Below are 11,754 nucleotides of genomic sequence, written 5' to 3'. Positions count from 1 at the left end.
GTGAACGCGAGCAGGGAGGTCCTGGGCCGCGGTTCGCTCTACACCCTCGGGACGGTCGCGCCGATCCTGGCGAACGTCCTGGTCACCCCGGTCGTGACCCGGGTGCTCGGCCGCGGCGAGTACGGCGTCGTCGCGATCGGGCTGATCCTGGTGCAGGTCGGCGCGATGGTCGTCGGGTTCGGGCTGGCCGCGTCGATCACCCGGCACGGGATCCTGGAACGCTCCGGGGTCGCCGGGGCCCGCGCGCTGGTGCTGCAGGGCACCGCGCTGTCCACCGTGCTCGTCGTCGCCGCGATGCTGACCGGGCCGCTGTGGGGGCCCGCGGTGCTGTCCGTGCCGTGGCAGCCCGGGCTGACCTGGGCGGCGCTGGCCGCCGCCGGGTTCGTCGCCGTGCTGAACGCCCAGTCGCTGCTGCGCGTGCAGGACCGGCCGGTGCCGTTCGTGGTGATGTCGGCCGTCGCCACGCTGGGCGGGCCGCTCACCGGGCTCGCACTGGTCAGCTGGCACGCCAGCGACGCCGACGACTACCTGTTCGGCCTGCTGCTCGGCTACCTCGCCGCCGGGCTCGCCGGGATCGCGCTGGCCGTGCACGGCGGCCGCCCGCGCAGCGAGCGCGGCGACCTGGTCAAGGCGCTGCGCGTCGGGCTGCCCGCGGTGCCGCACCTGGTCGCGCTGCTGCTCGTGCAGAACGCGCTGGTGCTGATCGTGACCCGGTACTTCGGCCCGGAGGACGGCGGCCGGATGCAGATCGCGCTGCTGCTCGGCGCGGCCCCGGCGCTGATCGTGTCCGCGCTGAACAACGCCTGGGCGCCGGTCGTCTACCGGACCGCGCCCGAGGAGCGCGGCGCCGCCCTGGAACGGACCGCCCGGGACGTCGCCGCGGTGACCGTCGCGCTGTCCGCCGGCGTCGCTCTGCTCGCGCCGTTCCTGCTGCGCTTCCTCGCGCCCGCCGAGTTCGATCCGGTCGAGCTGGTCCCGGTCGCCGGGGTGACCGCGGTCGGCGCCGTCGTCAGCGTCGCGTACCTGGCGAACGTGCATCTGGTGTTCGCGTCCGGACGCAGCGGCGGGCTGGCCTTCGCCAGCCCGCTCAGCCTGGTCGCCGGGCTGGTCGTGGCCGTGCTGCTGGCCGGCACCGGCTCGCTGACCGCGGTCGCGGTCGGGTTCCCGGTGACGTACCTGGCGCTGGCCGTGGGGACGTCGCTGCTGCGCCGCCGGGTGTCGGAGACCCGCTGGCGGGAGGCGGTGCTGCTCGGGCCGATCGTCGCCGGGTTCGTGCTCTGCGGCGGGGCGGCGCTGCTCCCGGCGCAGGGGGCCGGCTGGCTGGCCGTCCGGTTCGGGCTGGCGGTGCTGCTCGGGATCGCGCTGCTGTGGCTGGTCCGGCGGATCTGGCGGCGCTGACCGGCGGCGGTCCGCGGGACCGCGCGTCGGGGCGCGGACGGGCACCCGGTGGGCGCGGGTGCCGGCGCGGTGGCCCCGGCTCGGCTCAGGAGCGCGGGACGGCCTCCGCCGGGTCCTCGGTCGTCACCGGCGTGGGGAGTCCCTTCGGCAGCGGCCGCGGCAGCGCCGCGAGCGGGTTGCGCAGCCACAGCATCGGGCTGAAGCTGCCCGCCGACATCGCCTGCGTGCTCTGCTCGGAGCGCTTCGTCAGGCCCAGCACCATCGCGGCCTTGGCCAGCGGCGACGCCGCGTAGTACTGGATCCCGGGGCCGATGTTCGGGGTGCGGCCCCAGCCCAGCGCGGCGCGCAGCGCGTCCGGCTCCAGCAGCGCGTCGGTACCCAGCTCGCGGCGGGCCAGCGCGGTCGCCGCGGCGTCCGCCTCGGCGGCCCCGGTGTCCGGCCGCTGCCCGTTCGCCGGGTCGGCGGTGTGGAACTCCGGCCAGGTGGCGCGCAGCTCGTCGACCGCGGACGCCGACTGCGCGCCGAACGTCAGCGGATCGCCCCAGACGGCGGCCGGGGTGCCGACGGCGGCGGCGTAGAGCACCGCGGTGGACAGCCGGTTCGACGACACCCGGCTCGCGTTGCCGATCAGGTGCATGATCCGCAGCAGGAACCGCGGGTCGTCCCGGCGGCCGGCGGTGACCAGGCGGTGCCCGGCGTCGGCCCACGCCGAGGTGATCTCCGGATCGGTGAGGTCCTCGTGGTGCATGCACACCGTGGACGGCCCGTCGACCTTCGCGACCTGGCGGGCCAGGTCGGCGTGCGCGCCGGTGACCCGGACCAGCCGGGTGCCGTGGAACGGGACGAACACCGGCCCCAGCCGGTCCGAGCGCGACCAGCCCTGGGCCTGCAGCAGCCGTTCCAGGTACAGCACCGGGGCGCCGACCGGGGTGGTCGTGCGGGTCTCGTCGGCGGGGGACCAGCCGCGGCAACCGTGCGACCAGACCAGCAGCCTGCGCTGCCGCGGGTCCGCACCCACGTGCGGGAAGTCGGCGAAGTGCGCGGCGACCGGGCTGGTCGCCGTCCAGCCGTGCTGCAGCAGCCCGGCGATGTGCCGGGGCCGGGACAGCCCCGCGTACGCGGCCAGCACCGCCGAGTGGCCGTAGTAGTGGTTCTGGATGTCCAAGGCCGTGCTCCGGATCGCTGCAGGTCGTCGTGTGGTCGGGGCCGGGCGATCCTAACGAGGGGCGGTTGCGGCGAGCGCGGCTGCCGGGGGCCGTGCCCCGCGACCGGGGCGGGCCCGGTCAGGCGACCGCGGTGTGCGGCGGGTCGAACTCGCCCGCCTCGACGCCGAGCCGGTAGGCGGTCCACTCGGCCGGGGTGAAGTGCAGCCGGTCGGGGCCGCCGGTGTGCAGCACGGCGCCGCCGTCGGCGGTGGGCTCGGCGGTGAGCGGGGTGGCGCCGGAGCCGGTGAGGAACGCGGTCCACTCGGCTCGGGTGACGGAGAGGACGGGGCCGGTGCGGTCCTTGGTGTCGCGGATCTCGACCCGGGGGCCGTGGAAGCGGACCTCGACGCAGACCCCCTGGTCATTGCTGAAACTGCTGACGAACCACTCGCCCGCCTGCCCAGCCATCTGCCTACAGCTCCTCGGCGTAGTCCTCCACCATGCGGACCGACTCCTCGGCGGACAGCGTCAACCGGAGTGCATCGGACCAGGCGAACACTACATCGCGGACCTGGTCGGGCTGCTCGAGAACCCGGCGCACGGTGATGGCCTCCTGCCACACGAGGGTGGGTAGCCGGGGGCTGGAGAAGTCGATCAGATGGAACGTCGACGCTCCGATCAGGCTGCACCCGGGGGACGTGAACGGCAGAACCCGGATCTGGATGGTCTTCGGATGGGCACGGAGCATCCCGGCCAGGTGTGCGAGCTGGGCGCGGAACACCTCGCGGCCGCCGACCTGCTGCAGGAGCGCGGCCTGGCCGAGAACCACCGTGAGCTGCAGCGGTTCCGCACCGGTGAGCCGTTCCTGCCGTCGACGCCGCACCTCCACCCGCTGATCGACATCCACCGGCCGCAGATGGATGGACGCCTCCATCAACGCCCTGGTGTAGTCGGGCGTCTGCAGCAGCCCGGGGATGATGCTCTCGTAACTGCGGATGCTCTGCGCTCCGTACTCCAGGCCGTGATACCTGTGCATCTCCTCGCCGTACAGCGCCGAATAAGCCGTCCACCACCCGCGCCCGCGGGACCGTTCCCGCAGCTCGAACAGCTCGGCCCGCTCGGCGTCGTCGTACTCCAGCAGGTCGAGCAGCAGGTCCAGCTTCTCCTCGGTCAGCGAGCGGCGCTCGTTCTCCACCGCCGACCAGTAGTTCCGGGTGAAGCCCAGCCGCGCGGTGATCGTCGCGACGTCGACCCCCAGCTCGATCCGGCGCTCCCGCAACCGCAACGACAGTTCCCAGCTCGCCACTGTCGGCGACGACGGAGCCACGCCTCTCACCTGCCTTCCCTCGGGTGTCCGCCAGCCTAGTCACCCCGGGCAACTGCTGTTACCGTAACTGAATTCGTGTCCGTGGATTCACCAGGGGGTGGGTCACATGCATGGGCGGTTCCTGCGGAGGCTGCGGCGCTCCACGACCGGGCGGCGCCCGTTCTGCCGGGGTGTCTGCCTCGGGTGCCGCTCCCGCCGCTGGGTCGATCCGCGCACCTTCCGCTGCCCCGGCTGCGCCGCGTGGACCCGGGGCGACGCCGACGCCGGGTGACACCGGATCGCAGAGGCCACCCGGGGCCGGCCGGCACCGCCCGTTACGGTCGGGCCGTGCCTGCGCCGACCGTCGACGTGATGCTCCCGTTCTTCGGGGACCCGTACCTGCTGCGCCGGTCGGTCCGCAGCGTGCAACGGCAGGACCGCGCCGACTGGCGGCTCACCGTCGTCGACGACGGCTATCCCGACGACTCGATCGCGCCCTGGTTCGCCGGGCTCGACGACGACCGGATCCGCTACCGGCGCAACCCGCAGCGGCTCGGCGCGCAGGGCAACAACCGGTACTGCATCGAGCACGTCGAGCTCGAGTACTTCGTGATGATGGGCGCCGACGACCTGATGCTGCCGCACTACCTGGACACCGTGCTCGCGCTGCACGACCGGTGGCCCGGCGCCGCCGTCGTTCAGCCGGGGGTGTCGGTGATGGACGACCGGGACCAGGCCGTCCGGCCGCTCGCCGACCGGGTGAAGTCGCTGCTGGCGCCGTCCGGGTCGGGGCCGCGGGAGGTCGCGGGCGAGGATCTCGCGGTCAGCCTGCTGCGCGGGAACTGGCTCTACAACCCGTCGCTGTGCTGGCGGACGGCGGCGGTCCGATCGGTCGCGATGCCGGAGTCCGCGGACGTGTTCGACCTGGCGCTGCCGCTGCAGGTGGTCGCCGAGGGCGGCTCGATGGTCGTCGACGACCACGTGTGCTTCCGCTACCGGCGGCACCGCACCAGCGACTCCGGCTCCGGCGCCGCCGCCGGGAACCGGTTCGCCGAGGAGCGGCGCTTCTTCGCGGCCGAGGCCGAGCGGATGACCGCGCGCGGCTGGCACCGGGCCGCGCGGGCCGCGCGGGTGCACGTGTCGTCCCGGCTGAACGCCGCCGTGCAGGTGCCGGGGGCGGTGCTGCGGCGCGATCCCGGGGCGCTGCGGGCGCTGGGATCGCACCTGCTCACCCGCTGAGACCCAGCAGCCGCTGCGCCCAGCGGGAGTAGGTCTGGTCGAACCGGCGGTCGGTGACGGCGTCGGCCTCGGCGACCCGGCGTTCGATGGCGGTCCGCACCTGGTCCGCGACATCCCGGTCCGCGTAGACCTGCTGGTAGTAGGCCGGTCGGGCCCGCAGAACGGCGACCAGCTCCCGATCACCGACCGCGGTCGGGAGGTCGGTGTTCCACGACGTGGTCTGCAGCTCCGGGGTCGGCCCGGTCGCGACGAGGACCGTCGGCTCGTCGGCGAGGAGCACATCGGTGGGGCTCGCGCCGTGCCCGATCCGCTCGTCGTTGAGGCCGATGTAGTCGGTCGCCCGCCAGCCGGAGAAGTACGGGATCGCGCCGGCGTCGGTCATGGCGACCGTCGGCCGGTCGGCCGGGACGTCGGCGTCCGCGAGCCCCAGACCGATGGCGATGTGGACCCGGCGGAGGTCCTCGCCGTAGTTCACCATCGTCGGTCCGTCCGGCTGCAGGAAGCCCGCCACGCTGGTCCAGCCGACGGCAACGGCGGCGCCCACCGCCGCCAGCCGCCGCCGTCCGACCGCGTCGATGGTCCGGGCGGCGGCCAGACAGAGCACCGGGAACCCGTGCCACGCGAACCGGGACAGGTAGTCCATCGCCGGAGCCGTGAGCGCCGGGATGGCGTAGAGCGCGACGCAGCTCGCGAGGGCCACCGCGACGACCGGGGCGGTCGACCGCCGGAAGAGCCCGGCGACGGCGAGCAGGAGCAACGGCAGCAGCAGCGCCAGGGTGGTGCGGATCCAGCGGCCGTCGGTCGCGGCCTCCACCCCGACCTTCACGTAGAAGGTGTTCGGCAGCGGATGCCCGAAGTACGACCAGCGCCATGCCGTGTAGGCGCCACCGATCGCGGCCGCCACGATCAGCGCGGTCCAGGTGCGGCGGTCCCACCGCCGCAGCCACGCCCACACGGCCAGCGGCGGTGCGACGGCGAGGATGCCGTCGGGGCGCAGCATCCCGGCGACCAGGAACAGTGCCGGGAGCTCCCATGATCGGACGGTGGCGTCCCGGTCCCGCAGCAGGCGGGCCGCGACGACGACCGCACGCAGGACCACCAGTGCGAACGGGGCCGTCTCCAGGCCACCGTCCACGTGTACCCAGGTCGGCAGGAAGAGCACGAACGCGCCGACCGCCAGGGTCGCGCCGGTGCGGGTGCGCGGTTCGGTCGCGAGGATCCAGACGATCGCCGCCGCGCACGTCGCGGCGGTCAGCTTCGAGACCACCGGCAGCGGGACGCCCAGCCACACCCAGGGGACGTGCCAGAGCATCCAGAGGAAGTTGGTGTAACCCTCGACCGGGTCGGCGCCGGGATTCCAGGTCGGCCCGAACCCGTTCGCGAGGTTCGCCGTGTACCGGTAGGTGATGTAGGCGTCGTCGACCGTCACCGACCAGCACGCCCAGACACCGACCGCGAGCGCGGCGAGTGCGGCGAGGAACAGTGCCGGCCGCGCCCGGACCGGGCGTGCGGGGGCGCTGCGCTCGGCGGGCGGGCGGGGGACGCGGAGCATGCGTGCAGTCTGCCCCGGTCGCGTTGCGGCGGTGTCAACCGGCGCCGGTCCGCGGAGCCGCCGGCCGGTCCGCCGGGCCCGTCGGACCGATCAGGGGGTCAGGGCACCGGCGGGACCCCGGCCCGGACCAGCACCGCGTACGGTCCGACGTCGCGCCGCTCCCAGGCCGGATCGTCGAACAGCTGCGGGGCGAACGTCGCGGGCGGCGCCCCGGCGTCCGGGTCGGGGAACCGGTCCTCCGACGTCGGCAGCTGCAGCCCGCCGTCGGGTGCCCGGTCGAACACGAACACCGACGGCACCCGGAACCTGCTCGCGTCGAGCGCGGCGAGCAGCTGCCGGGGCCCGGCGGCGGTCGCCCAGCGCCGCAGCTCGTCGGTGCGCGCCGGGAAGTCGGCGAGTGGGTTCGCGTACTGGGCGACCGAGGTCTGGAAGGCGAAGTACGGGGTGTAGGTGAGGAGCTTCTGGTTGGCGCTCGCCAGCACCACCTCCCGCGGCGCGCGGCCGGTCAGCCCGTCGACCGTGCTGCGCAGCTCACCGAGCCAGGCGTCGGCGTCGGCCGGGTCGCGGCTGCCGTCGGGTCGGGTGCCGTCGGGGCGGTGGTCCTGCCCGGTGCCCGCCCACGCGTAGGTCTCCGGGACGGACTGCACCTGGGCGACGACGGCGACCGCCGCCAGCACGGTGACCACCGCGACGGCGGGGCGGGTCCGGTGAGCGGCGCCGCGCAGCCGCCGCAGCCCGTCGGCCGCCGCCCACACCGCGCCGCAGGCGAGCGCCGCGGTGATGATCGGCTCGATCCGGAACGCCAGCAGCGTCGTCCCGGCGGCCAGCAGCAGCGTCGACAGCAGGTACCAGGCATAGCCGCAGGCCGCGGTCACGCCCAGCGCGCGGGCGACCGGGGACCGGCCGGCGCGGGCCACGATCCACACCGTCCCCACCAGGCACAGCGCGCCGAGCGCGGTCGGTTCGAGCATCGGCAGCGGCCAGCGCGATCCGGTCTCGGCGAGGAAGTGCTGGCCGGCGCTGTAGGTGGGTTCGCCCGCCGACGCGGCCAGGTAGGGCAGCCAGTGCACGAGCGTGAGCGGCAGCGCGGCGGCGAGCACGACGCCGACGGTCGCCGCGAGCGGCACCGCCCGGGCCGACCGGGTGAGCAGGGCGTCGGCGGCGAGGACGGTCAGCACGAACCCGGCGAACACCAGGATCTGGGTGTGCGTGACCGCGGCGATCCCGAGGACGACGCCCACCAGCAGAGCGGTGCGCAGCCACGCCGCACCCGGGCGCCGGTGGACCAGGCGCAGCCCGAGCACCGCCAGCGGCGGCACGAGCGCGGCGGTCAGCCAGGAGTACGGGGTGTACGCGGCGAGAGTCGCCAGCCCGGCGAGCGTGGTCGCGACCGCGGCCCCCAGCGCCCGGCGGCGGGTGGTGACCAGCGACCACAGCGCGTAGGTGAGCACTGCGGTGACGGCCAGCGTCGCGATCGAGAACGCCTTGTGGAACGACCACGCCTCCACGCCGAGCAGCGCCGCGGTGCGTCCGCCGATCCAGAACCAGGCGGCCGGGTAGTACGGCGGGAGATCGGCGTAGGCGAAGTCCGCGAGCCGGGCGGAGTCGGCGAAGCGGGTCAGGAACTGCACCCGGAACTGCTGGTCGCCGGACACCCCGAACAGGTAGTGCGGGGTGTTCGCCAGGAACAGCGCGAGCGGCCAGGCGGGCAGTGCGGCCAGCCCCACCCAGCTCAGCGGGACGGCGTACCGGGTGCTCAGCGCGGCGGCGGCGAGCAGCGCGGCGATCGCGGCGCCGCCGGACGCGGTGATCGCCAGTGCCACGTTCGAGCCGGCCGGGATCGGCAGGGCGTCGGCCAGCAGCACGATCCCGGCGGCCACGGCGACCGCGACCACCGGGCCGAGGAGCAGATCGGCGAGCGCGGCGAGCCGCCGGGGCGGGCCGGACGCGCTGCCGGGCGGGTTGCTGGACGCGCTGCCGGGCCGGTTGCCGGGCGCGCTGCCGGGCGGATCACCGCCCGGTCGCGCCGCCGAGCGGCGCCACGGTGCCGGTTCCGGACCGCCGTGCCGCCCGGGAGCACCCGCCCCGCCCCGCCCGTCGCCCGGCACCTCGGTCAGGCCGGCTTCTTCACCGCGACGACCAGGAACGCCTTCGAGATCGCCCACAGCGCGGGGAACCGGCGCAGCGCGCGCACCCCGGCCGAGTAGAGCGCGGAGCCGCCGCCCTCGGCGAGGCTGACGTCGCCGGGCACGGTGAACCGGGCGTCCAGCTCGGGACGCTGCGCCAGCAGCCTGCGCATCCGCAGGTAGCCGGGGGCGTAGCTGGCGTCGGTGTAGTCGCTGCCCCGGCCGGACAGCCGCAGGTAGCGGTTCGCCAGCGGCAGCGGCAGCCACGCCAGGAACGGCAGCGAGTAGTGCGCCTCGATCGGCCACCACCGGTTCGGCACCAGGATGTAGGCGACGCCGCCGGGCCGCAGGCAGGCCGAGATGCGCTCCAGCGCGTCCGGCTGGTCGTCGAGGTGCTCGAGGACGTTGTCGAGCACCGCCACGTCGAACGCGCCGGCGTCCGGGCCGTGCCCGAACTCGCCGATGCCCTGCACCCGGAAGGTGAAGTTGTCGGCGCCGCCCTCCTCCGCCAGCGTGTTCGCCCGGGCGGCGAGCGCGCCGTTCGGCTCGATGCCGACGACCTCGCGGCACAGGCCGGCCAGCTCCAGCGCCGTGTAGCCGTAGCCGCAGCCGATGTCGGCGACCCGGCACTGCGCGAACGGGCGGTCCAGGAACGGCTCCGTGGTGATGGCGATCTGCTTGGCGAAGCCGGTGGCGAGCCTGCGGCGTTCCACCATGCGCAGGGAACGCTCGTACTCGGGGAGGTCGGTCTGGGGGTTCGGATCCACGGCGGGGATGTTCTCCGTTCGGCCGGTCGGGGCACCCACGGTACGAGGGTCAGGGTTGCGGCTCCGCGACGCCCTGCGGGTCGCCGCAGGCGGTCAGCCGCCACAGCGTGTTCGCACCGTCGGTGGCGACGAACTCGAACCCGTCGACCGGCTCGATGTCGTGCAGCCCGGGGTACCAGCGCGCACCGCCGTGCCACGGCCAGAACGTGATCGGCCCGCTGATCAGCCAGCCGACCCGGGTCGCCGCCGCGGCCGCGCACACCTCCGGATCGGACGCGGCGTCCCGCAGCCGGGTGGCGACCACCGTCTGGTCGGGGGTCCAGCTGCCGATCAGGTGCGGGAACAGGACCTCGCGCCCGGTCAGCGGGTAGAGCAGCGAGTTCCCGGTGAACGGGTCGGCCGCCACCACCGCCCCCTCCGGCACGATCGTCCCGACCCGCTCCAGGAACTCGCGCTGGCCCGGTTCGAGCAGCGTGTCCCCGGGTTGCTGGTACGGGCCGGCCAGCACCGAGGCGTGCGTCGGGACGTACAGCCCGCCGGTGACGGCCAGCACCAGCGCGGTGACGCCGGCGGTGAGCAGGGCCGGGACCCCGCGGCGGGCCGGTGCCGGACGGGCGAACCGCTGCAGCAGCGACCGCAGCAGCCCGGCGAGCGTGACGACGCCGAGCACCGCCAGCACGACGCCGGTGACCGGCACCATCGCGGCCAGCCGGAACGAGTCGTTGTACCAGGCGCCGGTCAGGCCGGCGGTGAGCGCGTCCTCCCGGGACGCCGCGAGCACGTACAGCGCTCCCGCCGCCGCGTGCGCCGGGACCAGCCAGGACGTCGCGAACCGGCGGAGCGACACGACCGCGCCGACGAGCACCAGCGCCGCGAGCACCCACAGCGCGGGACGGACGTTCGTCGAGTGCAGCAGCACCTGCAGCACCGCCTCGGGCGTGCTGGTGAACGCCGGCCAGTCGAAGCTGCGCACCCCGGCGAGCAGCGGCGAGGCCACCATCAGCCAGACCACCAGCGCGACCCCGCCGCCGGTCACCGCCAGCCCGGCCAGCGGCTGCCAGAACCGGCGGGTGAACAGCCGCCGCCGGGTCAGCGCGAGCAGCGCCCACACCAGCGGGAACAGCACGAGCACGGCCAGGCTGAACACCGCGTTCGGGTGCGCGAAGCCGAGCGCCAGTACCCCCGCGGCACCGAGCGCGGCGGCGCCGCCGGGGCGCAGCACCGGATCCCGGGCCAGGCCCAGCAGCGCCGTCGCCACGGCCAGCACGGCCGGCAGCAGCGCGACCCCGAGCAGGTTCGGCCACAGCACGCCGAACGCCATCAGCGCCCACGGGAACGCGGTGAACCCGGTCGCGAGCACCGGGGCGGCGAAGGCGGCGCCCGCCGAGCGGCCGACGACGTGCCGGGTGAGCAGCAGCGCCGACAGCGGGAACACCACCGCGGCCACCGCCCACGCGGTCAGGTTCGCGGCGATCGGGACGCCCGAGCCGGAGCTCATCGCGACCAGCGCCACCAGGCCGTGCCAGGCGGCCGGGTAGAACGCCTCGGAGCTGGTCGGGCTGGTCAGCGTGCCCAGGGTCAGCGACGAGGCGTCCCCGGTCCCCAGGACGTGCGCGATCGCCGAGTAGTGGAAGACGGCGTCGTAGGTGGACGACAGCTGGTCCACCGGGCCGAACCCGAGCACCACGGTCAGCCAGGCGACGGCGGCCGCGACCGCGGTGCCGGCCAGGGCCGCGACGCCGGCGTGCCTGCCGTCCGGACCCTCGCGCTGCGCGGAGGTGCGCCAGACCTGCGGCATGGCGGTGGTCAGCGGCTCGGGGGTGCGGGCGAACCGGCCGCGCGGGGTCTGCAGGCGCACCAGCGCGGCCCGCGCGCGGCGGGCCGGTTCCCAGGTCCGCAGCGCCGGGCCCCAGCCGTGGTGCAGCGCGCTCCCGGCCGGGCGCCGGGCGAGGAACCCGTGGAAGACGACCACCAGCGCGGCCACCAGCAGTGCCGCACCGAGCGGGACCCACGGCCCCCACGGGATCCCGAGGAGCGTGCCGAGCACCGCCGACGTCGCGATCAGCGACACCGACACCAGCGGCGCCGCCCCCCACGCGGTGATCCCGCGCAGCCCGGACAGCCTGGTCACCAGCAGGCCCGGCACCAGCACCCAGAACACCACGGCGAGCGCGGCAGGCAGTGCGGACAGCCAGGTGGGCGTGGCCATCAGGGGGTCGCT

At 75.2% G+C, this 11,754-nt stretch carries 9 protein-coding genes; 2 read left to right on the top strand and 7 right to left on the bottom strand.

Annotation, left to right across the window (positions count from 1 at the left end):
* The gene (locus ACVJO7_RS07480; RefSeq protein ID WP_344024223.1) at nucleotides 1–1,398 is read left to right on the top strand and encodes a lipopolysaccharide biosynthesis protein; all 1,398 of its coding nucleotides are present in this window, start codon (nucleotides 1–3) and stop codon (nucleotides 1,396–1,398) included.
* 85 nt (nucleotides 1,399–1,483) lie between these two features.
* On the opposite strand, the gene ACVJO7_RS07475 is transcribed toward ACVJO7_RS07480, so the two are convergent.
* The 3 genes from ACVJO7_RS07475 to ACVJO7_RS07465 form a co-directional block, all read right to left on the bottom strand.
* Nucleotides 1,484–2,563 carry a hypothetical protein gene (locus ACVJO7_RS07475; RefSeq protein WP_491672257.1) on the bottom strand — a complete coding sequence of 360 codons (1,080 nt, stop codon included), beginning with the start codon at nucleotides 2,561–2,563 and terminating at the stop codon, nucleotides 1,484–1,486.
* A gap of 118 nt (nucleotides 2,564–2,681) precedes the next feature.
* Nucleotides 2,682–3,011, bottom strand: coding sequence for a DUF397 domain-containing protein (locus tag ACVJO7_RS07470; RefSeq protein ID WP_491672256.1), 330 nt, complete (start codon nucleotides 3,009–3,011; stop codon nucleotides 2,682–2,684).
* 4 nt (nucleotides 3,012–3,015) lie between these two features.
* On the bottom strand, nucleotides 3,016–3,870 hold the full coding sequence (locus ACVJO7_RS07465; RefSeq protein ID WP_491672255.1) for a Scr1 family TA system antitoxin-like transcriptional regulator: 855 nt from the start codon (nucleotides 3,868–3,870) through the stop codon (nucleotides 3,016–3,018).
* 327 nt (nucleotides 3,871–4,197) lie between these two features.
* On the opposite strand from ACVJO7_RS07465, the gene ACVJO7_RS07460 reads away from it, so the two are divergent.
* A complete protein-coding gene (locus ACVJO7_RS07460; RefSeq protein ID WP_491672254.1) occupies nucleotides 4,198–5,088 on the top strand; it encodes a glycosyltransferase family 2 protein in 891 nt (296 codons plus the stop codon).
* Here ACVJO7_RS07460 and ACVJO7_RS07455 read toward each other — a convergent pair.
* The 4 genes from ACVJO7_RS07455 to ACVJO7_RS07440 all read right to left on the bottom strand — a co-directional run bounded on the left by ACVJO7_RS07455 (nucleotide 5,078) and on the right by ACVJO7_RS07440 (nucleotide 11,742).
* Nucleotides 5,078–6,640, bottom strand: coding sequence for a DUF8728 domain-containing protein (locus ACVJO7_RS07455; RefSeq protein WP_491672253.1), 1,563 nt, complete (start codon nucleotides 6,638–6,640; stop codon nucleotides 5,078–5,080). The two genes, ACVJO7_RS07460 and ACVJO7_RS07455, sit on opposite strands and share 11 nt — an antisense overlap.
* 98 nt (nucleotides 6,641–6,738) lie before the next feature.
* Nucleotides 6,739–8,805, bottom strand: coding sequence for an arabinofuranosyltransferase (locus tag ACVJO7_RS07450; RefSeq protein WP_491672252.1), 2,067 nt, complete (start codon nucleotides 8,803–8,805; stop codon nucleotides 6,739–6,741).
* Entirely contained in the window at nucleotides 8,754–9,533 is a 780-nt protein-coding gene (locus tag ACVJO7_RS07445; protein WP_344024237.1) for a class I SAM-dependent methyltransferase, read from the bottom strand. Before ACVJO7_RS07445 ends, ACVJO7_RS07450 begins: the two co-directional genes overlap by 52 nt.
* 49 nt (nucleotides 9,534–9,582) lie before the next feature.
* Nucleotides 9,583–11,742: a DUF6541 family protein gene (locus ACVJO7_RS07440; protein ID WP_491672251.1), complete on the bottom strand. Its 2,160-nt coding sequence runs from the start codon at nucleotides 11,740–11,742 to the stop codon at nucleotides 9,583–9,585.
* Nucleotides 11,743–11,754 lie beyond the last annotated feature (12 nt).

It is taken from the genome of Pseudonocardia sp. DxW (genome assembly GCF_058448985.1).
This window is presented reverse-complemented; position numbering and strand designations above follow the sequence as displayed.

Bases quoted from the DNA above. Each gene is read 5' to 3' on its own strand.
- ACVJO7_RS07470 (WP_491672256.1), bottom strand. From the start codon at position 3,011: ATGGCTGGGCAGGCGGGCGAGTGGTTCGTCAGCAGTTTCAGCAATGAC.
- ACVJO7_RS07455 (WP_491672253.1), bottom strand. From the start codon at position 6,640: ATGCTCCGCGTCCCCCGCCCGCCCGCCGAGCGCAGCGCCCCCGCACGC.
- ACVJO7_RS07440 (WP_491672251.1), bottom strand. From the start codon at position 11,742: ATGGCCACGCCCACCTGGCTGTCCGCACTGCCTGCCGCGCTCGCCGTG.